Source organism: Acidovorax bellezanensis (genome assembly GCF_025421555.1).
Classification (GTDB): Bacteria; Pseudomonadota; Gammaproteobacteria; order Burkholderiales; family Burkholderiaceae_C; genus Comamonas; species Comamonas bellezanensis.
The window spans coordinates 353,633-378,116 of record NZ_JAODYH010000005.1; the positions used below are offsets into that span (position 1 = coordinate 353,633).

A 24,484-nucleotide genomic window follows, 5' to 3' on the forward strand; every position below is an offset into this window, starting at 1 on the left:
CAGGAATTATCACCCGCGGTCCCTGCAAGGGGCAGCAGTCAAGGGGATGTCATGGTTATCCGCCGGTTCACCGCTTTTCCTGTGTTGCGCATGCAGACCGTTGACTATTCTCCTTCCGACCTGGCCCCCGAGGCCGCGCTGCGCCTAGCGCACTCCCGTTTTTACCAACGTTTACACCGACGTTATGGCGAAGAACTGGCGCTGTTTCCCCCTGGCGTGCCCACGCGCGCGGCGATGGGGCAGGCACTCGAAGCCTTGCTGGGTCAGGGGCTGGATCTGTCGGCTGCGCTGCGGGTGCTGCGCCAGCTGGTGATGGAGCGGCTGATGCAGCTCGATTGCGCGCAGCAGGCGCCGCTGGCCGTGGTCACGCTGGCCGTGACCCAACTGGCCGAGCTGGCCCTGGACCGGGCCTGCCAGCATGTGCGGGCCGACCTCGACAGCCGCCACGGCGCGCCTATCGGGCCCGACGGCCAGCCGGTGCAGCTGTGGATCATCGGCATGGGCAAATTCGGCGCGCGCGAGCTCAACGTGTCCAGCGACATCGACCTGATCTATGTCTATGAGCACGAAGGCGACACCGCGGGCCTGCCCGACGGCCGGGGGCGCACTTCCAACCACGAATACTTTGCGCGCGCGGTCAAGGGCATTTATGCGCTGATCGGCGACGTGACCGAGCACGGCTTCGTGTTCCGCGTCGACCTGGCCCTGCGCCCCAACGGCAATTCCGGCGCGCCCGCGGCCTCGCTGGCCTCGCTGGAGGAATACCTGCAAACCCAGGGCCGGGAATGGGAGCGTTTTGCCTGGCTCAAGAGCCGCGTGGTCGCGCCTTTTGACTGCCTGCGCACGCCCCAGGTCCAGGCCTTGCGCGGCGTGGTCCTGCCGTTTGTCTTTCGCCGCTACCTCGACTACAGCGTGTTCGACGCGCTGCGTTCGCTGCACCGCCAGATCCGCGAGCATGCGGCCAAGCGCAGCGCCGGCCACCCCGAGCGCGCCAACGACGTCAAGCTGTCGCGCGGCGGCATCCGTGAAATCGAATTCACCGTCCAACTGCTGCAGGTGGTGCGCGGCGGGCAGTTCCCCGAACTGCGCTGCCGCCCCACGCTCGAAGCCCTGCAGCGCCTTTCGCGCTCCGGCCTGATGTCGGCCGAAACCGCGCAAGCGCTGACCGAGGCCTACACTTTCCTGCGCCAGGTCGAGCACCGCATCCAGTACCTGGACGACCAGCAAACCCATGTGCTGCCCACGCGCGACGAAGACCTGCTGTGGATTGCCCAGACCATGGGCTATCCCGACTGCAGTCGCTTCCTGCACCAGCTCGATGCCCACCGCGAACTGGTGGCCGAGGAGTTCGACACCTTGCTGGGCGGCAATGCCTCGCCGCAGTGCGGCAATGGCAACTGCGGCGGCCCGCGGGCCCTGTCCGCGGCCACGCCCCAGGAAATCGATGACTTGATCACGTCCTTGCCGGCCCAGCTGGCCGCACGCGTGGCCGAGTGGCGCGCGCACCCCCGCGTCACCAGCTTGCGCGAGGAAACCCGCGCACGCCTGTTCCGCCTGGTGCAGCGCACCGCGCAATGGGTGGCCGACGGCAGCGTGGGCGAAGAAGCGGCCGTGCGCCTGGTCAACTGGCTCGAACCCCTGCTGCGTCGCGAAAGCTATCTGGCGCTGCTGCTGGAGCGCCCGGCCGTGCACGAGCGGCTGCTGCACCTGTTGGGCGCGGCCCGCTGGCCGGCCCGCTACCTGCTCCAGCATCCAGGCGTGATCGACGAGCTGGCCAGCGATGCGCTGCTGACCGAGCGCTTCGTGGCCGCCGATTTTGAACGTGAACTGGCGCAGCGCCTGAGCGCGCTCGCCAGAACCGGCGAAGACGACGATGAAACCCTGCTCAACCTGCTGCGCCGTGCCCTGCATGCGGAAATCTTTCGCACGCTGGCGCGTGACGTCGAAGGCCGGATCAGCGTCGAACAGGTGGCCGACGACCTGAGCGCCCTGGCCGACAGCGTGCTGCGCGTCACGGCCCAGTGGTGCTGGTCGCGCCTCAAGGGGCGCCACCGCGATCAGCCGCAGTTCGCCATCATTGGCTACGGCAAGCTTGGCGGCAAGGAGCTGGGCTATGGCAGCGACCTGGACATCGTCTTCGTTTTCGACGACGACGACGAGCGCGCGCCCGAGGTCTATGCGGCGTTTGCGCGCAAGCTGATCAACTGGATGACGGTGAAGACCAGCGAAGGCGATCTGTTTGAAATCGACACCGCGCTGCGCCCCAACGGCAGCTCGGGCCTGCTGGTCACGGGCTTTGACTCCTATGCCGCCTACCAGCAGCAGCGCGGCAGCAACACCGCCTGGACCTGGGAACACCAGGCCATGACGCGGGCCCGCTTTGTGCTGGGCAGCGAGGCCTTGCGCGCGCGTTTCGACGCGGTGCGCGAAGCCGTCATTTCCGCGCCGCGCGATGCGGCCCTGCTGCGCGCCGAAATCGTCGCCATGCGCGAACGCGTGCGTGCCGCCCATCCGGTACGCGGCCAGCTGTTCGACGTCAAGCACAGCCCGGGCGGCATGGTGGACGCGGAGTTCGCCGTGCAATACCTGGTGCTGTCGCGCTCGGGCGAGCACCCCCAGCTGATCGGCAACGTGGGCAATATCGCCTTGCTGCAGCGCGCCGAGCAGGTCGGCTTGCTGCCGACCGGCGTGGGCCAGGCAGCGGCCGATGCCTACCGGGAGCTGCGTCGCATCCAGCACAAGGCGCGGCTGGATGAGGCCAGCGGACAGGTCGATCCACAGCGCGCGGCACCCCAGCGCGACGCCGTGCTGGCCTTGTGGCGGACCGTGTTTGGCACGCCGGAAACGGCGGCCTCACAGCCTGCCGCGGGTTTGCCCACACATATTTGAAAACAAACGTTTAATTTGCGAAATGCGCGGGCGCCCGCGGGCCGCAGCGGCCCGCCATTCCTGCGCATTTGCGCTCCCGTATGTCGCTACGGCGCGCGCGCTTTTCCCTGGCTTGCGGGCGACGGAAAGTTGATTAAAAATTAAGCAATTCGTTACACTTTTGCAGATGCACGGCTAGGAACTTTGGGACAGACTCGCCCTCTATCAATCAGGTTTACGCCAGCGAAAGCGAGGCTGCAAACGATGGACGCTTTACTGTTGCGAAGCCCTTATGGACTCGATCCTTATCGACCCTCCTGAAGCGCTTCTCCTCCCTCCCTCTCTTTATTCGTTTCGGGATGCTTCGCAACTTTTTTATTTCGTGAAAATGGCCACCGCAGGGTGGCCATTTTTTCGTGCCGAGGCAGGTACAGCGCGAATGGAGCGCCTGAGAAGACCTCCACCGCCGCCGCCGGGCCGCCCCAAGGCGGCGGACGGCCCCCTTGGGGGGCAGCGAGCCACACGCAGTGGGCGAGCGTGGGGGCTGGTTTCAGCCCGGCTTGGTCTCGCTGAAGCTCGCGCGCAGGGCCAGCTTGTCGGCCAGTTTGGCCAGATTGGGGTGATCGTCGCGCCAGTTCACTTGCGGGAAGCGAAAGTCCAGCCAGTGCAGGGCGCAGCCCGTGGCGATATCGGCCAGTGTCAGATGGGTGCCGCAGCAAAACGGCTTGTCGCCCAGGGTCTTGGACATGGCCTGCAGGCTGGCCTGCACCTTGCCCATCTGGCGGTCTATCCAGGCCTGGCTGCGCTCGGACTCGCTGCGCCCGGCCCAGGTGGCTTCGAGCCGGGCCAGCACGCCTGCGTCGAGCAGACCGTCGGCCAGGGCCTCCCAGGTCTTGACGTCGGCGCGTTCGCGGCCGCTGGCTGGCAGCAGCTTGCCCACGGGCGACAAGGTATCGAGGTATTCGACAATCACGCGCGAATCGTGCAGCGGCAATTCATGGCCTTCGATCAGCAGGCGCGGAACCTTGCCCAGCGGGTTGTCCGCCGAGACGGCGGCATCGGCGGCCCAGACGTCTTCGATCACGAACTGGAAATCGAGCTTTTTTTCCGCCATGACGATGCGCACCTTGCGCACATAAGGGCTGTTGGGGCTGCCGATCAATTTCATACAACGAACTTCCTTGGCTGGGGACACGGCGGGCGCCGGACGGCCGATTCTATCGGCAGCCATGCCTGCCATGGGGCTTGCCTGGGTGGGTGATTCATGGATTTCCCCACACCCCAGTCCGGGGGCAATCCAGTGCCAGACGGCCTGTGCGCTGCCTGGCTTTCCCTTCGGGCTGGGGGGGATCAGTGGATGACAGGCCTCAGACACCTACAATTACGCCCCATGAGCCTGTCCACCATTTCCGCCCTCTCCCCGCTCGACGGCCGCTACGCCGCCAAACTCTCCGCCCTGCGCCCGATCATGAGCGAACAGGGTTACATGCACCGCCGCGTGCAGGTGGAGATTGCCTGGTTTATCGCCCTGTCCGATGCCGGATTTGAAGAATTCAAGCCGCTCTCCATAGGAGCGCGTGCTTACTTGCTGGGCCTGGTGAAGAACTTCAGCGAAGCCGATGCGATTGCCATCAAGGACATCGAAAAGGTCACCAACCACGACGTCAAGGCCGTGGAGTACTGGATCAAGTCCAAGTTCGAAGCCCGTCCTGAACTGGAAAAAGCCGCTGAATTCGTGCACTTCGCCTGCACCAGCGAAGACATCAACAACACCAGCCACGCCCTGCAATTGCGCGTGGGCCGCGACATGGTCGTGCTGCCGGCGCTGGACCGCATCGTGCTCAAGCTGCGCGAAATGGCCCACCAGTACGCCGACGTGCCCATGCTCAGCCGCACCCACGGCCAGACCGCCAGCCCGACCACCGTCGGCAAGGAAATGGCCAACGTCGTGGTGCGCCTGCAGGCCGCCGTGGACCGCATTGCCAATGTCAAGATCCTGGGCAAGATGAACGGCGCCGTGGGCAACTACAACGCCCACCTGTCGGCCTGGCCTGATTTCGACTGGGAAGCTTTCAGCAAGAAGGTCATCGAAACGGCCGAACCCAACGGCCTGGGCCTGACCTTCCAGCCTTACTCGATCCAGATCGAGCCGCACGACTACATGGCCGAGTTGTTCGACGCCGTGGCGCGCGCCGACACCATCCTGATCGACCTGTCGCGCGACATCTGGGGCTATGTCTCGCTGGGCTACTTCAAGCAGCGTCTGAAGGCCGGCGAAATCGGTTCCTCGACCATGCCGCACAAGGTCAACCCCATCGACTTCGAAAATGCCGAAGGCAATCTGGGTCTGGCCAATGCCGTGCTCAAGCACCTGTCGGAAAAGCTGCCCGTGAGCCGCTGGCAGCGTGACCTGACCGATTCCACGGTGCTGCGCAACATCGGCGTGGCCCTGGGCTACGCCACCCTGGCCTACACCTCGCTGATGACCGGCTTGAACAAGCTCGAACTCAACGAGGAAAAGCTGGCTGAAGACCTGGACAACGCCTGGGAAGTGCTGGCCGAGCCCATCCAGACCGTGATGCGTCGCTACGGCGTGCAGGGTGCCTACGAGAAGCTCAAGGAAGTCACGCGCGGCAAGACCGTGCAGGCCGAAGACCTGCACCGCCTGATCAACGGCCTGGAAATCCCCCAGGCCGACAAGGACCGTCTGCTGGCCATGACGCCCGGCTCCTACGTGGGCAAGGCTGCGGAACTCGCGCGGAGAGTGTGAGGCACCCCCTGAGCGGCTGACGCCGCTTCCCCCTCTCATCCTTCGGTGGAGGGGGACGGCACCGTCGCTGCGGGGCGGCCCTTGCTCGGTGCCTCTGGGCTGAGCCGCGCCCAGTACTGGTCACTGCTACTCTCACAAGAGCTGTCCTTGCTTGCCGAGCCAAGCGCTGGCAGCTCTTGTTTTTTGATTCCCGAGTGGAATCATTTCTTTTTTCTCCGACACGGACAGCGCGCGCATGGCCCTCAAATCCACCATCTTCAAGGCAAACCTGCAGATTGCCGACATCGACCACGGTTACTACGCCGACCATGCCTTGACCCTGGCCCGTCACCCCAGCGAGACCGATGAACGCATGATGGCGCGCCTGGTGGCGCTGGCGCTCAATGCCCACCAGCTCAACGACCTGTGCAACGGCGATGCGACCCTGGCGTTCGGCGCCGGCCTGTCCGACACGGAGGATCCGGACGTCTCGCTCACCGACTTCACCGGCCGCAAGCGCCTGTGGATCGAAGTCGGCCAGCCCGAAGACAAGCCCATCGCCAAGGCCTGCAGCAAGTCGGACCAGGTGCTGCTCTACCCGTTCAGCCATGCGGCCGACGTGTGGTGGAAAGGCATCGAGAGCAAATTCAGCCGCCTGCCCAAGTTGCAGGTCTGGCGCCTGCCCTCCGAAGCCGGCCCCGAGCTGGCCCAGCTGGCCGAACGCAGCATGCAACTGCAGGCGACCATCCAGGAAGGCGCGATCACGCTCAGCAGCAAGCTCGGCAGCGTGATGGTCGAGCCGATTCGCTGGAAATAACCCTGACCCCAGCCCCCGCACGACCGCCTGCCCACGAAACTGGCGCGCTCCAGCGAGGGGCAGCGAGGAAGGGCCGCCCCGCACCGAGGCTGCCGTCCCCCTCCACCGCAGGTTGAGAGGGGGAAGCCGGGGCGGCCCAAGCCGCGAAGCGGCTCAGGGGGTGCCTTATTTCTCCCTCGCCCGCTCGGCATACCGGTTGAAGCGCCAGGCCGAAGCTTCGAGGGTGATGCGCCGCCAGACGGAGCGTTTTTCCGCCGGATCGAACGCGGGCCAGTGCTGGACTTCGGCAAACGTGCGTCCGCAGCCTTTGCACATGTCATCGCCCTGGCTGGTCGAGCAGATGGCGATGCAGGGGGTGTCAGGCGTGGTGTCGTACCAGGCCAGCCAGGCGGCCATGGCATGCGAGGGGAAGTCGTCGGTATCGACTTCGCTGGCGTGGCGGTAAATCATCAGCGCATACACATCGGCCAAGGCCCGTGCCTCGGGAGCCAGCAGCACGCCGTCGGGTGAAGGCTTTTTCTGGCGCCAGTAGTTGATGGCTGCTTCGATGTCGGTGATGTGTATGCCTGCCATGGAGGGATGTGAACAAATGGCTCTGAATGATAGCGCCAGACCGACGGCGAGACGGCTCCATGGCCTTTGACGCGCAGCGCGAACGCACAGTAAAAATCCGGGTTTTCGCCGCCGACATTGCTAAATGTGGTTAAATTGCTGCTTCGAAGGGGAGTAGCTCCTACGGCGACGTCTTGCCCATACCTGCTGGGCGGTCGCACGTACGTGAAGGTCGTCAATACGAAGCGCAAGCTTCCGGCCTTACGGGCTCCGTGCATGCACGGTGGCTGAGCAAGACCTTTGAGAGACCGGTGTGATGGTCTGTCAAAGTATTTCCCTTCGCGTCCAGTTCCTGGTTCCAGGCTGTCGTGGGTAGGTGCTTGAGAGTTCTGCGCATCCGCTTCCAACCGACGCGTGGGAATCTGGCAAGGCTTTGTGCCGCCGGGTTCCTACCGCTTTTTGGCTTTCGACAAAGAGGTTTTTATGGACTTGGACTTTCTCACGCATGCGCCCTTCTGGGTGGCATTGGGTCAGATCATCATCATCGACATTCTGCTCGGTGGTGACAACGCGGTCGTGATCGCACTGGCCTGCCGCAAGCTGCCGCCCGCGCAGCGCAAAAAGGGCATCATCTGGGGTACCGCTGGCGCCATCGTCCTGCGCGTGATCCTGATCGCGTTTGCCATGACGCTGCTGGCCCTGCCTTTCCTGAAGTTCGTCGGCGCCTTGCTGCTGGTGTGGATCGGCGTCAAGCTGCTCGCTCCGGATGAAGACGCCCATGAAGGCATCCAGGGCAGCGACAAGCTGCTGGCCGCCATCAAGACCATCATCGTTGCCGACCTGGTGATGAGCGTGGACAACGTGATCGCCATCGCTGGCGCAGCCCAGAGCTCGGGCGAACACCAGATGCTGCTGGTCACGCTGGGCCTGCTGATCTCCATTCCCATCATTGTCTGGGGCTCGCAGCTGGTCATCACGCTGATGGACCGCTTCCCCATCATCATCACGGCCGGCGGCATGCTGCTGGGCTGGATCGCCGGCGGCATGCTGGTCTCCGACCCGGTCTTCGCCAACATGGACAAGTGGCTGTGGATGCCCAAGCTGGAACAGACCAAGGCCCTGCAATACGGCGCCCAGGTGGTGGGTGCACTGCTGGTGCTGGCACTGGGCAAGTACATTGTTTCGCGCCGCCCCAAGGCTGCTGAAGGCACAGGCCACGCCTGACGCAGCTGGGCCTGCAGCACTTCCGTCCTGCAGGCCGCTCTTTCTTGCCAAGGCAGGCCTCTTCAAGGCCTGCCTTTTTTATTGGTGCAGTCATCTCAGGAGCTTTTTTGCGCAGCCCCACCCTCATTGTCTACGTCGACGATGCCGCCCATGCCCAGCCGCTGCTCGCATCGCTGGCCTCTTCCCTCGATACCGGCAGCACCCGCTGGCTGCTGGTCGCCTGCGCTCCGCGCATCACCCATCGCGTGAGCAAGTGGGCCAGCCACCGCTCGCGGGAAAACTGGCGCAACCAATGGGCTGACAAACTGTTTGCCCAGCTCACGCCCTGTCTGCAAAGCCCGCAGGGCCAGGCACCCGCCGATGTGACGGTGCTGCTGGCCCGCACACCGCTGCCGGACCTGCTGGACCAACTGCAGCAGGCCCATGGACCGCTACAGGTCGTGGACGCACGCCGTCCCAAGCGGGAGGCACCAGCGCGGCAGGAGGGCAGGAGCCTGCCGGGGCTGTTGGCCGGCATGGGCGGCCTGATCGCCTGGATGATGGGCGAAACCTTAGCCTGAGCCCGTTGCAGAGCATGTGCAGCGCAGGGCTTCGCCTTCCGGGCGGATGGCCGCCCTCGCTGCTATGCTGGCGGCATGAAACTCCTGCTCAAATGGTTCCTGTATGCCGCCGCACTGCTGGCGGTGGCCTATGTCTACAGCGGCGTGGAGATCCGCAGCTTTGGCTCGGCGATGATCGCGGCGCTGGTCATCGGTCTGCTCAACTCCGTGCTCAGGCCGGTGCTGGTGGTGCTGACCCTGCCGGTGACGCTGGTCACCGTGGGCCTGTTCCTGTTCGTCGTCAACGCGCTGATGTTCTGGGCCGCGGCCAATGTGCTCGACGGCTTCCATGTGCGCGGCTTTGGCGCGGCCTTTCTGGGCTCGCTGATCTACTCGGGCCTGGGCCTGGCCATCGATTCAGCGCTCAGCCGCCTGTTCCCGCAGTAAATCCTCCATCGCGCGCAGCCGGATGTCGATGATGGAGACTTCGATCAGGTCGGCGCGGGTGTTGCTGCGCCGCGCGAGTTCCTGGCCGGCCCTGAAGCGGTCGCGCGCGGCCGCATAGTCGTAGTGGGCCGCCTGGGCTTCGGCTTCGGCGCGCAGCGCGCGCAGGCCCTGGCCTTGCGCTTGCCAGACCTGGGCCAATGCCTGCCAGGCGGCCGCATCCTGGGGATGCAGCGCGACCCAGGTTTGCAGCGGCCCGGCCATGTCGTTTGCCTGGCCCAGGCGCAGCAGAATCTGCGTGCGCAGCAAGAGCAGCGGCCGCGAAGCCTGGTCGGTCTTCTCGCTGATGGCTGACAAGGCCTGCAGCGCCGCCTGTGGCTGGCCCGCGGCCAGCTCCAGCTCGGCGGCGAGCAAGGCCGTCTGGCGCAGGCCCGCGGCATCATTGCCCAGCGCCTGTCTGAGCGCCGGCAGCATGGCGCGCGCCGGCCCCCAATCCTGCAATTGCACCTGGGACAGCACGGCTGCATACAGCGCGGCGACACGTTGGGCCTGGGGCTGGGTAGGGAAGCCACTGGTCTGGGGCAGCTGCACCCATTGGCGCAGCACGTCCACGCCGGGGCGGGACAGCACCCGTGCGCGCGCCGCCATCATGCCGTGCTCCAGCGACGGCGCAGGCTGGGCCGAAGACTGGCCTGGCGGCTGGCGGGCCTGCATGTCGGCGATGCGCTCGGTGGTGAGCGGGTGGCTGCGCAGATAAGGCCAGCTGCCGTTGTCGTTGAGCCGGTTGGCCTGCTGCAGCCGGCCGAACATGCCGACAAAGCCCTGGGGCGAGAAACCCCCGGGCGCCATCAGGCTGTAACCCATGCGGTCGGCTTCGCGCTCCATGTCGCGCGAGAAATTGAGCTGGTTTTGCGCGGCCAGCGCCTGGCCGCCCACCATCAGCGCCTGGCCCGCGTTGGGGCTTTTGGCCGCCGCCAGCGCGCCCAGGATCAGCGTGCCGATCATCAGCGGCGTTTGCCGGCTTTGCTGGGCGATCAGGCGCGCGATATGCCGCTGGGTCACGTGGCTCAGCTCATGGGCCAGCACCGAGGCCAGCTCGTCGCGCGTGCCGACCACGCCGATCAGTCCCAGGTGCACGCCCAGGTAGCCGCCGGGCAGGGCAAAGGCATTCACCGAACGGTCGCGGCCCAGCAGAATCTCCCAGGCAAAACGCTCGTCGAGTTCGGTCGACAGCTCGCCGCGCTTGCGTGCCGCGGCCAGCAGGTGCTGCCAGATGTCGGTGACATACTCCTGCAGCGGCGCGTCTTCTATGTAGTCGGGGTCGCGGTACAGCGAACGGATGATGCGGTCGCCCAGGCGGCGCTCCTCGCCCGTGGTGATGGACGCGCCGTCGCCCAGCGTGGGCAGCTGCAAGCTTTCCTGGGCCAGTGCGGGAGCCACCAGCGACGGCTGCAGGCTCGCGCAGGCCAGGGCGGCGGCCAGCAGGCGGGAGACGGTATGTTGTCGGAAAAAAAGCATTCGTTGGGACCCGGGAGCATCGCCGGACAGTACGGCGACGGCAGTGGCACACCCCACTATGATGCCCGGATTGCGGCATTGTTCCGTCGGACAGCGCCTTGCGCACTTTTCTGCCCTTACCCGGCCATCATTCCATGACTTCACCACTCACCCATTTCGACGCCCAGGGCCAGGCCCACATGGTCGACGTAGCCGCCAAAGCCGCCACCCACCGCATCGCCGTGGCCCGTGGCCGCATTGAAATGCTGCCCGCCACCCTGGCACTGATCGCAGGGGGCAGCGCCAAGAAAGGCGACGTGCTGGGCATTGCCCGCATCGCCGGCATCATGGCCGCGAAAAAGACCAGCGACTTGATTCCCCTGTGCCACCCCCTGGCCATCACGCGCGTGGCCGTGGAGTTTGCGCTGCTGGAATCCGAGAATGCAGTGGAATGCACGGCCACGGTGGAAACCGTGGGCCCCACGGGCGTGGAAATGGAAGCGCTGACTGCCGTGCAGATCGCCCTGCTGACGATTTACGACATGTGCAAGGCCGCGGACCGGGGCATGTGCATCACGGGCGTGCGCGTGCTGGAGAAGCACGGCGGCAAGTCGGGGTCGTGGCAGGTGGCATAACGCAAAAACGCCCCTCGAAAGGGGCGTTTTCACAGGAGAGAGACTGGCAGCTTATCCGGGATAGGCTGCTAGTTCTCTAGCCGGTATTAACGGCAAGTCGATGGCTTGTACTTGGCATTCAAATCGCCACCGCATGACCATACGATCGTCGAAGTAGGCACGGTACCCGCTGCCAGCGAAGTACCAGCAGCGACGGCCGGTACTGCAGCCGAGCCACCGTTACAGGTAACGCCGGCAGGATCATAAGCGCATTGTGTAGGAGGATTGCTACCGGGTGTTGTTCCTGGAACGGCGGCAATAGCATCCGAGCCACCGTTCTTTGGTGTGAGGGTCAGCGTTTTTTGGGTGCTGATCGCGCCCGCTTTGGCAGTCAACGTGGCAGTAATCACGCCAGTATCTTTATTGATTTCAATTTTTTCAACCGAGTCCGTAGGCTTCGGAGAGCCCCAGCCCGCACCAAGATCAGCTGCGCCATTGGTCGCATTCTCAGCCACGGTGACCTTGGCACCCGACATCAGGCTCAAAGCTTCGGTCACGCGGGCGCGGACCATGTAGTCCTGGTAAGCCGGCAAGGCGACGGCGGCCAAAATACCGACAATCGCGACAACGATCATCAGTTCGATCAAGGTGAAACCTTGCTGGATAGAACGCTTCATGGAAAGCTCCTGGTTAAAAAGTGGGGGAACGCCTACCCTGTTAGCAATTGCTGTGCCAGAAGCTTTATCTGAGCCTGGAAGCGGTGGGCGCGGCAGGGGGAAGCAAAAGCAGCGGCGTTCCAACATTTTCTGACATGTTTGCCGCAGGCTGATGACAAATTTGTCACCCATGACGGCGTATCTGTCAAAAGTTGTCCCAAATCAAGGCTTTCAGTCCTCCATGGCGCTCGCGTTACCCACAGCCTCTGCAACTGGCGTGTCCCAGCTCAGGGGCACCGAGCAAGGGCCGCACCTGGGCGGTCCCCCCGAAGCGAGGGTGCCGTCCCTTAGCCGGGCGCCCCCCTCCACCGCAGGTTGCGAGGGGGAAGCGGCCCAGGGGGTGCTTCAGTTCAGGCGGGCTGCAGCAGGAATTGCAGGCGACTGCCGGCCAGCTCCATCCGGTCGCCGTGCTGCAGCGGCTGGGGCGCTGTGCCCACGCCCTGGCCGTTGAGCAGCAGGCTGCCGTCTTCGCCTTCGATGCGGGCCAGGGTAAAGCCCGTGGGCTTGTGCGTAATGGCGGCCACGGCCACGCCGGGCTTGCCCAGGGTGGTGACGGTCTTGACCAGTGGCACTTCGCGGCCGCCGTCTTCCAGCAGCAGGCTGGCGGACAGGGGCGCGGGCACCGGCGCAGGCACTGGCGCGGGCACCGGCCCAGGCGCTGGCTTGGGCGCAGGGGTCTCGGCGTTGTCCGCGCCCGAGAGCACCAGGTACATCTGGTATTTGCCGATGTCGAGCTGGTCGCCCGGCTGCAAGTCCTGGCGCGTGATGCGCTGGCGGTTCACATAGGTGCCGTTGGTGCTGCGCAGGTCTTCGACGCAGACGCTGTCGTCCGTGCGGTGCAGCAGCGCATGCTCGCCGCTGACGGCGAGGTTGTCGATCACGATGTCGTTATAGGGGCGTCGGCCAATGGTGGTGCGTTCCTTGGTCAGTGCGACTTCTTTGATGATGGTCCCGTCAATCGAAATGACCAAGCTGGGCATGCAATAGGCTCCTGGTGGCGTGTCAAGCCGCGCGGCCCGGCAGGGCGGCGGCGCAAACGGGGAGTGTAGAGCGAGTGGACCGGCAGCGGGTAGTCTTGAATGAACCGTGACGCTCGCGTCAGGCACCGGCTCCGTCCACGGCCACCAGGATGACGCTGATATTGTCGCGTCCGCCCTGGGCGTTGGCTTTGTCTATGAGCCGCTGGGCCTGGGTTTCCAGGGGCTGGTGCGTGGCCAGCAGGGCGGAGATGGCGGAGGCGCTGACCAGGTCGCTGAGGCCGTCCGAGCACAGCAGCACCCGGTCGCCGGCTTCCAGCCGGATTTCGCGCAGCGTGGGCCGGGCCTGGGGTGCGACGCCCAGGGCGCGGGTGATCAGGTGGCCGCGTGTGGAGCGCGCGGCGGCTTCGTCGCTCAAGCGGCCGGAATCGATCTGCTCCTGCAGCCAGGAGTGGTCGTGCGTGAGTTGGCGCAGCGTGCCGCAGCGCCACAGATAGGCGCGCGAGTCGCCCAGGTGCGCCACCACCAGCTTGTCGTGGGTGAATACGGCAGCGACCACCGTCGTGCCCATGTTGCGGCAGTGGCTGTTGGCGCTGGCGTGGGCGCAGATGGCGGTATTGGCTTCCTGCAGGCTGCGCGCCAGGGCCTTGTGCACGGCGTTCGTGCGCGCCGGACTGGCCTGTACGGCGCGTTGGCGGGCGCTTTGGGCCAGCGAGCGGGTGATGCACTCCACGGCCAGGGCGCTGGCGACTTCGCCTGCGCTGTAGCCGCCCATGCCATCGGCCAGCACGGCCATTGTCCAGGGCGGTGTGGTTTCGGCGCGCACGGCGTCTTCGTTGTTGGTGCGCACCTGGCCTGGGTCGGATCTGAGGGCCAAGGCATAGCGCCACTGCGGGCGTGGGGCAAAGGAGCGGCGAAGACGCTGGAGCACGGGGTGAGCGAAGGAGGGGGCTGAAGCCAAAGGGCGCGCGGACGTGCGCTGCTTCAGGATACTGAATAACGCAAAAGTCTGGGCGAAGAGCATGCGGTAAGTGCAGACGGTTGCGGGGTGGGCCGGGGGCTGCTTGCACTTTGCCTGTGTGTAGGGGTTTTCCGTGTCAGCGGATTGCCCGAGACGGGAGCCCGGTCGGCAAATATCGCCAAAAACAAAAAAAGGGATGGAGCCCCGCGCGCCGCGCTGGACATCCATCCCCCGAGCCTGGGGCCGCGTCGCAAGGCAACGCAGTCGCAGGCTGGCTTCAGCAGGTGCTGATCAGATCAGACCCTTGAGCAGACGGCCCATTTCGGAAGGGTTGCGGGTAATGGTGAAACCGCACTCTTCCATGATGGCCAGCTTGGCGTCGGCCGTGTCGGCACCGCCGGAGATCAGCGCGCCGGCGTGGCCCATGCGCTTGCCTGCGGGAGCGGTGACACCAGCGATGAAGCCCACGATAGGCTTCTTCATGTTGGCCTTGCACCACAGAGCGGCTTCGGCTTCATCGGGTCCGCCGATTTCGCCAATCATGATCACGGCGTCGGTGTCCGGATCGTCGTTGAAAGCCTTCATCACGTCGATGTGCTTCAAGCCGTTGATCGGGTCGCCGCCGATGCCGACAGCCGTCGACTGGCCAATGCCCAGTTCGGACAGTTGAGCCACGGCTTCGTAGGTCAGCGTGCCGGAGCGCGAGACCACGCCGATGCGGCCCTTCTTGGTGATGTGACCGGGCATGATGCCGATCTTGATCTCGTCAGGCGTGATCAGGCCGGGGCAGTTGGGGCCCAGCAGCAGGGTACGCTTGCCGCCGGCGGCTTCCTTGGCCTTCATGCGGTTGCGCAGCTCCAGCATGTCCCGGACAGGGATGCCTTCGGTGATGCAGATGGCCATGTCCAGCTCGGCTTCCACGGCTTCCCAGATCGCAGCGGCTGCGCCTGCTGGGGGCACGTAGATCACCGACACGGTAGCGCCGGTTTGCTTGGCAGCTTCGGTGACGGAACCGTAGATTGGAATGTTGAAGATCGACTCGCCGGCCTTCTTGGGGTTCACGCCCGCGACAAAGCAGTTCTTGCCGTTCGCGTATTCCTGGCACTTTTCAGTGTGGAATTGACCCGTCTTGCCGGTGATGCCCTGGGTGATGACTTTGGTGTCTTTGTTGATATAGATCGACATATTGCTATCTCCAGGGCTTATTTGACGGCGTCAACGATCTTGGTGGCGGCTTCGGCCATCGTGTCGGCAGCGATGATGGGCAGACCGGACTCGGCCAGGATCTTCTTGCCCAGTTCTTCGTTGGTGCCCTTCATGCGCACGACCAAAGGCACTTGCAGGTTCACGGCCTTGCAGGCAGTGACCACGCCATTGGCAATGGTGTCGCACTTCATGATGCCGCCGAAGATGTTGACCAGAATGCCTTCGACCTTGGGGTTCTTCAGCATGATCTTGAAGGCTTCAGTCACCTTCTCGGCAGTGGCGCCACCGCCAACGTCCAGGAAGTTGGCTGGCTCGCCGCCGAACAGCTTGATGGTGTCCATGGTGGCCATGGCCAGGCCAGCGCCGTTGACCAGGCAGCCGATGTTGCCGTCGAGCGAGATGTAGGCCAGGTCGAACTTGGAAGCTTCGACTTCGGCTGGATCTTCTTCGTCCAGATCGCGGAAGGCCACGATTTCTGGGTGACGGAACAGCGCGTTGGGGTCAAAGTTGAACTTTGCGTCCAGGGCCATGATGGTGCCCTTGCTGTCGCGGTTCAGCGGGTTGATTTCCACCAGCGATGCGTCGGTGTCCATGTAGCACTTGTAGAGCTTCTGGCACACGTCGACGAATTGGGCCTTGGAGTCCGCAGGCATGCCGATGCCCTTGGCGAGCTCGTCGCCATTGGCTTGGGTGAAACCTTGCAGGGGGTCGACCATCACGGTGATGATCTTCTCGGGAGTAGCGTGGGCCACTTCCTCGATGTCCATGCCGCCTTCGCTGGAAGCGATGAATGCGACCTTTTGCGTGGCGCGGTCGGTCACGGCAGACAGGTAGTACTCCTGCTGGATGTCGGCACCGTCTTCGATGTACAGGCGGCGGACCTTCTGGCCTTCGGGGCCGGTCTGGTGCGTCACGAGCTGCATGCCCAGGATCTCGCCAGAGATGCGCTTGACGTCTTCAATGGTCTTGGCCACCTTCACGCCGCCGCCCTTGCCGCGGCCACCCGCGTGGATCTGGGCCTTCACGACCCAAACTGGGCCGCCGAGCTTTTGAGCAGCTTCCACTGCTTCTTGTACGGTGTATGCAGGAATGCCGCGCGGTACGGGCACGCCGAACTGGCGCAAGATTTCCTTGCCTTGGTATTCATGAATCTTCATGAGTTGTCTCTCTCAGGAATGGTGGTTTACCCGATTGCCATAGTTGTGGTCTGGCTGCGGGTATGGGGCATGGCAAGCCGGAAATGTATCATGGTGCGATGCACCAACTGCGGTGTAAAACCACTAACCCATATACCTGGCTTTGGCTCTGCCCGTAGGGAGCAGGGCTGGGGCCGATTGCAGGAGTTTTCCATGTCCAAAGTGTTTATCGACGGCGAAGCCGGTACCACGGGCTTGCAGATTCGCGAGCGTTTGCAGGCCATGCCACAGGTCGAGCTGGTCAGCATCGCGCCTGAGCTGCGCAAGGATCCGGCCGCCAAGCGCGCGCTGGTGGCCGGCGTGGACCTGGTCATTCTGTGCCTCCACGACGACGCCGCGCGCGATACCGTGGCCATGGTGGATGCCGTGAACCAGGAAACCGGCCGCAACATCAAGATCATCGACGCGTCCACGGCCCACCGCACGGCGCCGGGCTGGGTCTATGGCTTTCCCGAGCTGTGCGCCGGTCAGCTGGATGCCGTCAAGGCCGCCACGCGCGTGAGCAACCCCGGCTGCTACGCCACGGGCGCCATCGCCTTGCTGCGCCCACTGGTGGACGCCGGCCTGGTGCCCGCGGACTTCGGTCTGAGCTTGCCCTCGGTGTCGGGCTACTCGGGTGGCGGTCGGTCGATGATGGAAGCCTACGAGGCCGGCACGGCCGCGCCCTACGAGGCTTACGCCCTGGGCCTGGCGCACAAGCACATCCCTGAAATCCTGCACTACACGGGCCTGACGCGCCGCCCGGTGTTCATCCCCGCGGTGGGCAACTTCGCCCAGGGCATGCTGGTGCAACTGCCCCTGCACCTGGACCTGCTGCCCGGCGCGCCCAAGGCCGCCGACCTGCACGATGCGCTGGCCAGCCACTACGCCCGCACGGCGACGCCCGAACAATGGGTGTCAGTGCTGCCGCCCACGTCCGACGGCAAGCTCGCCGCCGATACCCTGGCCGGCACCAACAAGCTGGAGCTGCGCGTCTTCGCCAACGAGGAATACCGCCAGGCCGTGCTGATCGCCCGCCTGGACAACCTGGGCAAGGGCGCGAGCGGCGCGGCAGTGCAGAACATGCAGTTGATGTTGGGGATCTGACAAAGCACCCCCTGAGCGGCTGCGCCGGATGGCCGGCCCCCGCTCCCCCCTCTCATCCTTCGGTGGAGGGGGGCGCCCGGCCAGGGACGGCACCGTCGCTGCGGGGCGGCCCTTGCTCGGTGTCCCCTTGCTGGGTTACGCCAGTTTTTTAGGCAGTGGGTTGTGCAAGCGTTGAAAAGAAACACCCCCTGGGGGGCCAGCGCAGAGGCGGCTCTGCGTTTTTCTATGGACCCGCAGGCCTGTTTCTTCAGTCTTGGTCCGGCATGTCGTCCGGCACCTGCCCGCCCACTACCTTGCGCACCACGTCGCCCGAAAATCCGCGGCTGGCCAGAAAGCGCATTTGCTTGAGCTTTTCCTGCGGGGTTTCGGCTGGCGCGCCGAAGCGCTGACGCCAGATGGCGTGGGCGCGTTGCGGTTCGGTGGCGCGCAGTTCCAGGGTGGCGGCGCGCACGGTGTCGTCATCCAGGCCCTTGCTGCGCATTTCCTGGATGACGCGGGCCGTGCCCAGCTTGCTGCCGCGGCGGTTGGCCAGGGACTGGGCGACGCGCTCGGGGTTGATGAAGTTCTTGGCTTCGAGCTCGTCGAGCACGGCCGCCAGGTCATCGCCTTCGGCGACATGGGCAGCGAGCTTGCGTTCGAGTTCCAGGCGCGAGTGCTCGCGCTGGGACAGCAGGCGCAGCGCGCGGCCTTTGAGGGAGAGGGTGGTAAAGCCCATGGGAGTGCAAAAGCGCGACCGCCGCGCAACGGCGCGGGGCACGTTGGGCGGCGGCAGGGTGGCTGGACTTATTTGTCGGCTGCTGCTGCGGACGCTGCGGTCGCGGCTTTTTCCGCTTTTTCAGCTGCCTTGTCGGCCTTGGACGGCTTGCCGGAGCCCGGGGCGGGCGCGGTGCCAGCCAGCAGGGAGATGCCCAGGCCTTCACGCACGCGGTTTTCGATCTCGAAAGCCAGATCGGGGTTTTCGCGCAGGAATTCACGCGCGTTGTCGCGGCCCTGGCCGATCTTTTCACCGCGGTAGGCGTACCAGGCGCCCGACTTGTCGAGGATCTTGGCTTCCACGCCCATGTCGATGATTTCGCCTTCGCGCGAAATGCCTTCGCCGAACAGGATGTCGAATTCGGCGGTCTTGAACGGGGGGCTGACCTTGTTCTTGACCACCTTCACGCGGGTTTCGTTGCCGATGGCTTCGTCGCCCTTCTTGATCGTGCCGGTGCGGCGGATGTCCAGGCGCACGGAAGCGTAGAACTTGAGCGCATTGCCGCCGGTGGTGGTTTCGGGCGAGCCGAACATCACGCCGATCTTCATGCGGATCTGGTTGATGAAGATGACCATGCAATTGGTCTTCTTGATGGTGGCCGTGAGCTTGCGCAGTGCCTGGCTCATCAGCCGGGCCTGCAAGCCGGGCAGGGCGTCGCCCATGTCGCCTTCGATTTCCGCCTTGGGCGTGAGGGCTGCGACCGAGTCGATGACGATCAGGTCGACGGCACCCGAGCGCACCAGGCTGTCGACGATTTCGAGCGCCTGCTCGCCGGTGTCGGGCTGGCTGATCAGCAGGTCGGACAGTTGCACGCCCAGGTTCTGGGCGTATTGCACGTCGAGCGCATGCTCGGCGTCGACGAACGCGCATTGGCCGCCGATCTTTTGCATTTCGGCGATCACCTGCAGGGTCAGCGTGGTCTTGCCCGAGGATTCCGGGCCGTAGATTTCGACCACGCGGCCGCGTGGCAGACCGCCCACGCCCAGCGCGATGTCCAGGCCCAGGGAGCCGGTGGACACCACCTGGATGTCTTCAATCACTTCGCCTTCGCCCAGCCGCATGATGGTGCCCTTGCCGAACTGTTTTTCAATCTGGGCGAGCGCTGCCTGCAAGGCCTTGGCCTTTTCGGCATTGGCGGCGACGGGAGGGTTGCTGTTCTTGACGGTGGTGACTTCCATGGAAAACTCCTTGAAAAACAATGGCTTGGATAGAACGCCCCGTCTGCTGTGACTGCCGGGCTGGATGCTTGAACAGTAGTTTATGGGCGTTGTCTTATCGTGTATAGATAGTTTTTAGTCAGTTTGCCTGACAATAAGCCATGCACTACACCCCACCTGCCACGCCTGTACAGGACGCCTGGCGCCAGACCCATCTGGGCCGTCTGCTCGGTCATTCCATGCGCCGCTTCGACGCGCGGGTGATGCAGCTCATGGCCCGTGCGGTCGAGGTGCCGCTGGCGCTGTCCAACCTGGCGGCGCGCGACCAGGTCAGCGCCGCCCATATCCACATCACGCGTCACCTGTCGCTGGGCGGTGACCGGCTGACCGATCTTGCCGAGCGCGCGGGCATGAGCAAGCAGGCCATGGCCGATCTGGTCGAGCAGTGCATTGCCTGGGGGCTGGTCACGCGCGAGGCCGATGCGCGCGACAAGCGCACCCGCTGGCTGCGCTTCACTCCCACCGGCCTGGCCTGGCTGCAGGCTTTCGAGGCGGCCGTGGCCCAGGCGGAAGCCGAGTTCCGCGCCGAAGTGGGGGACGAGGTGGCGACCGTGGTGGCGCTGGGGCTGGAGGCCTACGCGGCCAGCAGCGGCCGGCCCGCGTAAGCAGAGCCCCCACGCTCGTCCACTGCGTCTCGCTGCCCCCCAAGGGGCCCGGCGAAAACCCGCTGGTGGTGCACCGCGGTGCGCTCCTAGAATGGCTGCACGGCCTGGCGGCTGTGTACTGCCGCGCTCATCGAGGAGACTCCGCATGCGCATTCTGATTGCCGAAGACGACCAGGTATTTGCCGACGGCCTGCAGCGCAGCTTGCGCGGCTCGGGGGCTGTGGTCAGCCATGTGGCCAGCGGCAGCGAGGCCGAGTCGGTGTTGCTGACCAGCAGCGAGTTCGATCTCTTGATTCTGGACCTGGGCCTGCCCAAGATGCATGGCCTGGAAGTGCTGCGCCGCTTGCGCGGGCGCGGCGATACCTTGCCGGTGCTCATCCTCACGGCGGCTGACAGCGTGGAAGAGCGGGTCAAGGGCCTGGATTTCGGCGCCGATGACTTCATGGCCAAGCCTTGCAGCCTGCAGGAGCTCGAAGCGCGCGTGCGGGCGCTGACGCGCCGGGGCATGGGCGGCGCAAGCAGCACCATCAAGCACGGACCGTTGGTCTACGACCAGTCGGGCCGCGTGGCCACCATCGACGGCAAGATGGTCGAGCTGTCGGCGCGCGAACTGGGCCTGCTCGAAGTGCTGTTGCAGCGCGCCGGCCGCCTGGTCAGCAAGGACCAGCTGGTCGAGCGCCTGTGCGAGTGGGGCGAGGAGCTGAGCAACAACGCCATCGAGGTCTATATCCATCGCCTGCGCAAGAAGATCGAGCACGGCCCGATACGCATCGCGACGGTACGAGGCTTGGGCTACTGCCTGGAAAAGATAAGAGATTGAAGATCTTTCAGCGCGAGCAGCGCTCGCTGTTTGGCGAAATCCTCGACTGGATGCTCACGCCGCTGCTGCTGCTGTGGCCGGTGAGTCTGGCGCTGACCTGGCTGGTCGCGCAGGGCCTGGCCAACAAGCCGTTTGACCGGGCGCTGGAATACGGCGCCCAGGCGCTGGCGCAGCAGGTGCAGGAAGGCCATCCGCAATTCAGCCTGCCCCTGGCGCTGAGCCATGACCTGCGCGCGAGCACGCCCGACAGCGTCCATTACCAGGTGCTCGATCCCCAGGGCAAGCTGCTCGCGGGCGAGGGCACGCTGCCTGCGCCGCCACTGACCGAGACGGAGCTGCGCAGCGGTGAAGTCCAGCTGTACGACGCCGAGCTGAACGGCGTGGCCTTGCGCCTGGCGGCGGTCTGGGTGCCGCTGCCGCGCGCAGGCGGGCCGCTGGCGCTGGTGCAGGTGGCGGAAACCCGGGAAAAGCGCAGCGTGCTGGCTGCCGAAATCATCAAGGGCGTGATGCTGCCGCAGTTCGTGGTGCTGCCGCTGTCGGTGTTGCTGGTGTGGATGGCGCTGGCGCGTGGCATCAAGCCGCTGCACCAGTTGGAGGAGCGCATCCGTGCGCGCAAGCCCGATGACCTGTCGCCGCTCAACATCCAGGCCGTGCCGCAGGAGGTGGCGCCGCTGGTGGACGCGGTCAACGATTTGCTGGGCCGGCTCAACGTTTCGCTGGCCACGCAAAAACGCTTTCTGGCCGACGCGGCCCACCAGCTCAAGACGCCGCTGGCGGGTCTGCGCATGCAGGCCGATCTGGCCCAGCGTGAAGGCACGAGCACGCAGGAGCTCAAGCGCTCGCTGCAGCAGATCGGCCGGGCGAGCATGCGCGCCAGCCACGCGGTCGACCAGTTGCTGGCGCTGGCGCGGGTCGAAGGCACGGGGGCCGGCATGCTCAAGCAGCCCTGCGACCTGGCGCGGCTGGTGATCGATGTGGTGCGCGACTCGGTGCCGCGGGCGCTGGACAAGCGGGTGGACCTGGGCTACGACGGCGCCGAGCCCGGCGCGCCCGGGGTCTGGATGGATGGCAACCCGACGCTGCTCACGGAGCTGGTGCGCAATCTGGTGGACAACGCCATCAACTACACGCCTTCGTCGCTGGAGCAGCCTGGCGTGGTGACCGTGCGCTTGCTGACCGACACTTTTGGCCGGGTGCTGCTGCTGCAGGTCGAAGACACCGGCCCGGGCGTGCCCGAGGCCGAACGCGCGCTGGTGTTCCAGCCGTTCTACCGCGCGCTGGGCACGCAGGCCGATGGTTCGGGCCTGGGTCTGCCCATCGTGATGGAGATTGCGCGCCACCATGGCGCAAAGGTGACGCTGGAAGCCGCGCGCCCCCAGCAGGTGCCCACGGGCGCGCGCTTCAGCGTGCAGTTCGCGGCGCGCGCGGCGCCGCCCGCGCGTTCCGCGGCCCTTTGAGCCGGGCGGATCAGGTCGGCAGGTCGCTGGCGCTGGCTTGGGAGGCAGTGACCATGGCAGCGCTGGACTGTGCCGCCGTTTCCAGCAGCCAACTGCGAAAGGAGCTCAAGGCGCCATGGTGGGCACGGCCTTCGGGATAGCAGAACCAGTAGCCCAGATGGCTGGTGTAGCCGTGGCCGGGCAAAGGCTCGGTGACCAGGCCCGACGCGATCTCGTCCTGCACCAGGCAGCGCGGCACCAGCGCCACGCCCATGCCGGCCATCACCGCGCGGATGATGCTCTGGAACTGATCGAACTGCGGGCCGTCGAGTGCGCGCATCTCGCTCACGCCCTGGGCCTGGCTCCATTGCGCCCAGGCATCGGGAATGGTCACATGGCGCAGTCGCGTGCAGCCGACCAGGTCCTGGGGCGTGCGTATGGCAGGTGCGCCGGGGCTGCCGAGCGGCGGTGCAATCAGCGCCACCTGCTGGCCGACCAGGTAGTGCGCGCGCGCCCCCGGCCAATGGCCGTCGCCAAACAGGATGGAGCTGTCCAGCGTCGGGCTCTTGAAGTCATAGCCGTCGACATAGGGCACGAAGTGCAGCGTGACCTGGGGCTCGCGCTGCTGGAACTGCGGCAGCAGCGGTATCAGCCACTTGGCGCCAAAGGTGGGCAGCACCGACAGGTAGAGCGCACCGCTGCGGTCATCGCTGGTGATCAGCTCCAGCGTCGCGGCTTCGAGCTGGGACAGCAGGATGCGCACGGCGCGCTCGTAGCGCTCGCCTGCCGGCGTCAGCGTCAGGCGTTTGCGGCTGCGCTCGAAAAGCGTCACGCCGACCCATTTTTCGAGCTCCTGTATCTGCTTGCTGACCGCGCTTTGCGTCAGATACAGCGCTTCCGCGGCGCGCGAAACGCCACCGAAACGCACGACGGTGGAGAAAGCCCGCAACAGATGAATGGGGGGATTTAGGCGGCGCAGGCTGGACATGGAAGCGTAATCACCCGGTGTGACAAGGGATGCCTATAAGGCTTGTAAGTATTCCGATTTGGAATAATAACAGGCATAGGTATTGCTTTGTCTACGGTTCGAATTCCGTTAATCTTTCTCTTCAACAAGGAAAACACCATGCAACGTCGCCAATTTATTGCCTCCATCGCAGCCACGACTGTCGTTCCAGGAATGTCTTTTGCGCAGGACAATAGTCGGCCGCTGCGCATCGTCGTGCCTTTCCCGCCGGGCGGCTCCACCGACATGGTGGTGCGCAACCTGCAGGATGTGCTGGGTCGCCTGCTGAACCAGCCCGTGGTGGTGGAAAACCGCGCCGGCGCCGGCGGCTCCATCGGCATGTCCGAAGTGGCCCGCGCCACCGACAACCTGACCTTTGGCGTGGCCACCTTGTCCACCCATGGCGTGAACCCCGCCGTGCTGAACAAGCTGCCCTACGATGCCATCAAGGACTTTGTCGGCGTGACCGAAATGGTCAAGGCTCCGGGCGTGATCGTGATCAACCCCAAGACCCTGCCGGTCAAGAACATGGCCGAACTGGTGGCCTACCTCAAGGCCCATCCCGGCAAGGTGAGCTACGCCACGCCTGGCAACGGCACCATCGGCCACATGTGGGGCGAGCTGTTCAAGCGCAGCACCGACACCGATATGCTGCACATCCCCTACCGCGGTGCGGGCCCAGCCATCAATGACGTGCTGGGCGGCCAGGTGCCGGTGTATTTCGACCAGGTGGCATCGTCGCTGGCACAGATCAAGTCCGGCAAGGTTCGCGCCATCGCCGTGTCCTGGCCCGAGCGTCTGGACGTGCTGCCCGATGTGCCTACCTACGCTGAACTGGGTTACAAGGACAACAACGATCCTTCATGGTTCGGTCTGGTGGCGCCCAAGTCCATGCCCAAGGCCCAGGTCGAGCGCGTGCAAAAGGCCGTGGCCGCAGCGCTCAAGGAAGACGTCGTCAAGCAGCGCATGGCTGCCCAGGGCCTGTACCCCACAGGCACGTCGTCGGCCGAATTCACCAAGCAGATCGAGCGCGAAATCGCCAAGATGAAGCAGGTCGCGGCCTACGCCAAGATCCAGCTGGATTAAATAAACACCCCCTGAGCGCCTTCGCCGGATGGCCGGCCCGCGCTTCCCCCTCTCAACCTGCGGTGGAGGGGCCGCCCTTGCTGGGTGTCCCTGTGCTGGGACATGCTGGTTTTA

23 protein-coding genes are annotated in these 24,484 nt (G+C 65.1%); 12 read left to right on the forward strand and 11 right to left on the reverse strand.

The window, feature by feature from the left end:
• The first annotated feature begins 90 nt into the window (after positions 1-90).
• Positions 91-2,889, forward strand: coding sequence for a bifunctional [glutamate--ammonia ligase]-adenylyl-L-tyrosine phosphorylase/[glutamate--ammonia-ligase] adenylyltransferase (gene glnE, locus N0K08_RS13090; RefSeq protein WP_261500818.1), 2,799 nt, complete (start codon positions 91-93; stop codon positions 2,887-2,889).
• A 529-nt stretch (positions 2,890-3,418) separates the two neighbouring features.
• On the opposite strand, the gene N0K08_RS13095 is transcribed toward glnE, so the two are convergent.
• Positions 3,419-4,036 (reverse strand): glutathione S-transferase family protein, encoded by a 618-nt coding sequence (locus tag N0K08_RS13095; RefSeq protein ID WP_261500819.1) that lies wholly within the window; start codon positions 4,034-4,036, stop codon positions 3,419-3,421.
• 222 nt (positions 4,037-4,258) lie between these two features.
• On the opposite strand from N0K08_RS13095, the gene purB reads away from it, so the two are divergent.
• Positions 4,259-5,638 (forward strand): adenylosuccinate lyase, encoded by a 1,380-nt coding sequence (purB, locus tag N0K08_RS13100; RefSeq protein WP_261500820.1) that lies wholly within the window; start codon positions 4,259-4,261, stop codon positions 5,636-5,638.
• 235 nt (positions 5,639-5,873) lie between these two features.
• Positions 5,874-6,434 (forward strand): YaeQ family protein, encoded by a 561-nt coding sequence (locus tag N0K08_RS13105; protein WP_261500821.1) that lies wholly within the window; start codon positions 5,874-5,876, stop codon positions 6,432-6,434.
• A gap of 165 nt (positions 6,435-6,599) precedes the next feature.
• On the opposite strand, the gene N0K08_RS13110 is transcribed toward N0K08_RS13105, so the two are convergent.
• A complete protein-coding gene (locus tag N0K08_RS13110; protein WP_261500822.1) occupies positions 6,600-7,007 on the reverse strand; it encodes a DUF3717 domain-containing protein in 408 nt (135 codons plus the stop codon).
• A gap of 462 nt (positions 7,008-7,469) precedes the next feature.
• Between N0K08_RS13110 and N0K08_RS13115 the strand changes: the two genes are divergently transcribed.
• From N0K08_RS13115 to N0K08_RS13125, 3 genes are all read left to right on the forward strand, one after another.
• Positions 7,470-8,210 (forward strand): TerC family protein, encoded by a 741-nt coding sequence (locus N0K08_RS13115; RefSeq protein WP_261500823.1) that lies wholly within the window; start codon positions 7,470-7,472, stop codon positions 8,208-8,210.
• 107 nt (positions 8,211-8,317) lie between these two features.
• Positions 8,318-8,770 (forward strand): hypothetical protein, encoded by a 453-nt coding sequence (locus tag N0K08_RS13120; RefSeq protein ID WP_261500824.1) that lies wholly within the window; start codon positions 8,318-8,320, stop codon positions 8,768-8,770.
• Positions 8,771-8,845: 75 nt separating this feature from the next.
• Positions 8,846-9,196, forward strand: a complete 351-nt coding sequence (locus tag N0K08_RS13125) for a phage holin family protein (RefSeq protein WP_261500825.1) — start codon at positions 8,846-8,848, stop codon at positions 9,194-9,196.
• On the opposite strand, the gene N0K08_RS13130 is transcribed toward N0K08_RS13125, so the two are convergent.
• Positions 9,167-10,711 carry a M48 family metalloprotease gene (locus N0K08_RS13130; RefSeq protein WP_261500826.1) on the reverse strand — a complete coding sequence of 515 codons (1,545 nt, stop codon included), beginning with the start codon at positions 10,709-10,711 and terminating at the stop codon, positions 9,167-9,169. The genes N0K08_RS13125 and N0K08_RS13130 overlap by 30 nt on opposite strands.
• A 134-nt stretch (positions 10,712-10,845) precedes the next feature.
• Between N0K08_RS13130 and moaC the strand changes: the two genes are divergently transcribed.
• The gene (gene moaC / locus N0K08_RS13135) at positions 10,846-11,325 is read left to right on the forward strand and encodes a cyclic pyranopterin monophosphate synthase MoaC (protein WP_261500827.1); all 480 of its coding nucleotides are present in this window, start codon (positions 10,846-10,848) and stop codon (positions 11,323-11,325) included.
• Between the two features lie 86 nt (positions 11,326-11,411).
• Here the strand turns inward: moaC and N0K08_RS13140 are convergent, their stop codons facing one another.
• The 5 genes from N0K08_RS13140 to sucC form a co-directional block, all read right to left on the reverse strand.
• Positions 11,412-11,981 carry a pilin gene (locus N0K08_RS13140; protein WP_261500828.1) on the reverse strand — a complete coding sequence of 190 codons (570 nt, stop codon included), beginning with the start codon at positions 11,979-11,981 and terminating at the stop codon, positions 11,412-11,414.
• A gap of 389 nt (positions 11,982-12,370) precedes the next feature.
• Positions 12,371-13,000: an FHA domain-containing protein gene (locus N0K08_RS13145; RefSeq protein ID WP_261500829.1), complete on the reverse strand. Its 630-nt coding sequence runs from the start codon at positions 12,998-13,000 to the stop codon at positions 12,371-12,373.
• Between the two features lie 118 nt (positions 13,001-13,118).
• Positions 13,119-13,928 (reverse strand): Stp1/IreP family PP2C-type Ser/Thr phosphatase, encoded by an 810-nt coding sequence (locus tag N0K08_RS13150; protein ID WP_261500830.1) that lies wholly within the window; start codon positions 13,926-13,928, stop codon positions 13,119-13,121.
• 321 nt (positions 13,929-14,249) lie between these two features.
• On the reverse strand, positions 14,250-15,143 hold the full coding sequence (sucD, locus tag N0K08_RS13155; protein WP_261500831.1) for a succinate--CoA ligase subunit alpha: 894 nt from the start codon (positions 15,141-15,143) through the stop codon (positions 14,250-14,252).
• Positions 15,144-15,160: 17 nt separating this feature from the next.
• Positions 15,161-16,321 (reverse strand): ADP-forming succinate--CoA ligase subunit beta, encoded by a 1,161-nt coding sequence (gene sucC / locus N0K08_RS13160; protein ID WP_261500832.1) that lies wholly within the window; start codon positions 16,319-16,321, stop codon positions 15,161-15,163.
• 192 nt (positions 16,322-16,513) lie between these two features.
• On the opposite strand from sucC, the gene argC reads away from it, so the two are divergent.
• Positions 16,514-17,446, forward strand: coding sequence for an N-acetyl-gamma-glutamyl-phosphate reductase (argC, locus tag N0K08_RS13165; protein ID WP_261500833.1), 933 nt, complete (start codon positions 16,514-16,516; stop codon positions 17,444-17,446).
• 247 nt (positions 17,447-17,693) lie between these two features.
• Here argC and recX read toward each other — a convergent pair whose 3' ends face one another.
• Both recX and recA read right to left on the reverse strand, forming a co-directional pair.
• Complete coding sequence (recX, locus tag N0K08_RS13170; RefSeq protein ID WP_261500834.1) at positions 17,694-18,161, reverse strand: recombination regulator RecX; 468 nt, start codon at positions 18,159-18,161, stop codon at positions 17,694-17,696.
• A 68-nt stretch (positions 18,162-18,229) separates the two neighbouring features.
• On the reverse strand, positions 18,230-19,378 hold the full coding sequence (recA, locus tag N0K08_RS13175; protein WP_261500835.1) for a recombinase RecA: 1,149 nt from the start codon (positions 19,376-19,378) through the stop codon (positions 18,230-18,232).
• A gap of 140 nt (positions 19,379-19,518) precedes the next feature.
• Between recA and N0K08_RS13180 the strand changes: the two genes are divergently transcribed.
• The 3 genes from N0K08_RS13180 to N0K08_RS13190 all read left to right on the forward strand — a co-directional run bounded on the left by N0K08_RS13180 (position 19,519) and on the right by N0K08_RS13190 (position 22,299).
• On the forward strand, positions 19,519-20,022 hold the full coding sequence (locus tag N0K08_RS13180) for a MarR family winged helix-turn-helix transcriptional regulator (protein WP_261500836.1): 504 nt from the start codon (positions 19,519-19,521) through the stop codon (positions 20,020-20,022).
• A gap of 145 nt (positions 20,023-20,167) precedes the next feature.
• Positions 20,168-20,842 carry a response regulator gene (locus N0K08_RS13185; RefSeq protein WP_261500837.1) on the forward strand — a complete coding sequence of 225 codons (675 nt, stop codon included), beginning with the start codon at positions 20,168-20,170 and terminating at the stop codon, positions 20,840-20,842.
• Complete coding sequence (locus tag N0K08_RS13190; protein WP_261500838.1) at positions 20,839-22,299, forward strand: sensor histidine kinase; 1,461 nt, start codon at positions 20,839-20,841, stop codon at positions 22,297-22,299. Before N0K08_RS13185 ends, N0K08_RS13190 begins: the two co-directional genes overlap by 4 nt.
• A 10-nt stretch (positions 22,300-22,309) precedes the next feature.
• On the opposite strand, the gene N0K08_RS13195 is transcribed toward N0K08_RS13190, so the two are convergent.
• Positions 22,310-23,266 carry a LysR substrate-binding domain-containing protein gene (locus tag N0K08_RS13195; protein ID WP_261500839.1) on the reverse strand — a complete coding sequence of 319 codons (957 nt, stop codon included), beginning with the start codon at positions 23,264-23,266 and terminating at the stop codon, positions 22,310-22,312.
• Positions 23,267-23,404: 138 nt separating this feature from the next.
• Between N0K08_RS13195 and N0K08_RS13200 the strand changes: the two genes are divergently transcribed.
• Complete coding sequence (locus N0K08_RS13200; protein WP_261500840.1) at positions 23,405-24,370, forward strand: Bug family tripartite tricarboxylate transporter substrate binding protein; 966 nt, start codon at positions 23,405-23,407, stop codon at positions 24,368-24,370.
• The last annotated feature ends 114 nt before the right edge of the window (positions 24,371-24,484 follow it).

Coding starts and splice junctions, on each gene's coding strand:
- glnE (WP_261500818.1), top strand. CDS start 91: ATGCAGACCGTTGACTATTCTCCTTCCGACCTGGCCCCCGAGGCCGCG.
- N0K08_RS13095 (WP_261500819.1), bottom strand. CDS start 4,036: ATGAAATTGATCGGCAGCCCCAACAGCCCTTATGTGCGCAAGGTGCGC.
- purB (WP_261500820.1), top strand. CDS start 4,259: ATGAGCCTGTCCACCATTTCCGCCCTCTCCCCGCTCGACGGCCGCTAC.
- N0K08_RS13105 (WP_261500821.1), top strand. CDS start 5,874: ATGGCCCTCAAATCCACCATCTTCAAGGCAAACCTGCAGATTGCCGAC.
- N0K08_RS13110 (WP_261500822.1), bottom strand. CDS start 7,007: ATGGCAGGCATACACATCACCGACATCGAAGCAGCCATCAACTACTGG.
- N0K08_RS13115 (WP_261500823.1), top strand. CDS start 7,470: ATGGACTTGGACTTTCTCACGCATGCGCCCTTCTGGGTGGCATTGGGT.
- N0K08_RS13125 (WP_261500825.1), top strand. CDS start 8,846: ATGAAACTCCTGCTCAAATGGTTCCTGTATGCCGCCGCACTGCTGGCG.
- N0K08_RS13130 (WP_261500826.1), bottom strand. CDS start 10,711: ATGCTTTTTTTCCGACAACATACCGTCTCCCGCCTGCTGGCCGCCGCC.
- moaC (WP_261500827.1), top strand. CDS start 10,846: ATGACTTCACCACTCACCCATTTCGACGCCCAGGGCCAGGCCCACATG.
- N0K08_RS13140 (WP_261500828.1), bottom strand. CDS start 11,981: ATGAAGCGTTCTATCCAGCAAGGTTTCACCTTGATCGAACTGATGATC.
- N0K08_RS13145 (WP_261500829.1), bottom strand. CDS start 13,000: ATGCCCAGCTTGGTCATTTCGATTGACGGGACCATCATCAAAGAAGTC.
- sucD (WP_261500831.1), bottom strand. CDS start 15,143: ATGTCGATCTATATCAACAAAGACACCAAAGTCATCACCCAGGGCATC.
- sucC (WP_261500832.1), bottom strand. CDS start 16,321: ATGAAGATTCATGAATACCAAGGCAAGGAAATCTTGCGCCAGTTCGGC.
- argC (WP_261500833.1), top strand. CDS start 16,514: ATGTCCAAAGTGTTTATCGACGGCGAAGCCGGTACCACGGGCTTGCAG.
- recX (WP_261500834.1), bottom strand. CDS start 18,161: ATGGGCTTTACCACCCTCTCCCTCAAAGGCCGCGCGCTGCGCCTGCTG.
- recA (WP_261500835.1), bottom strand. CDS start 19,378: ATGGAAGTCACCACCGTCAAGAACAGCAACCCTCCCGTCGCCGCCAAT.
- N0K08_RS13180 (WP_261500836.1), top strand. CDS start 19,519: ATGCACTACACCCCACCTGCCACGCCTGTACAGGACGCCTGGCGCCAG.
- N0K08_RS13185 (WP_261500837.1), top strand. CDS start 20,168: ATGCGCATTCTGATTGCCGAAGACGACCAGGTATTTGCCGACGGCCTG.
- N0K08_RS13195 (WP_261500839.1), bottom strand. CDS start 23,266: ATGTCCAGCCTGCGCCGCCTAAATCCCCCCATTCATCTGTTGCGGGCT.
- N0K08_RS13200 (WP_261500840.1), top strand. CDS start 23,405: ATGCAACGTCGCCAATTTATTGCCTCCATCGCAGCCACGACTGTCGTT.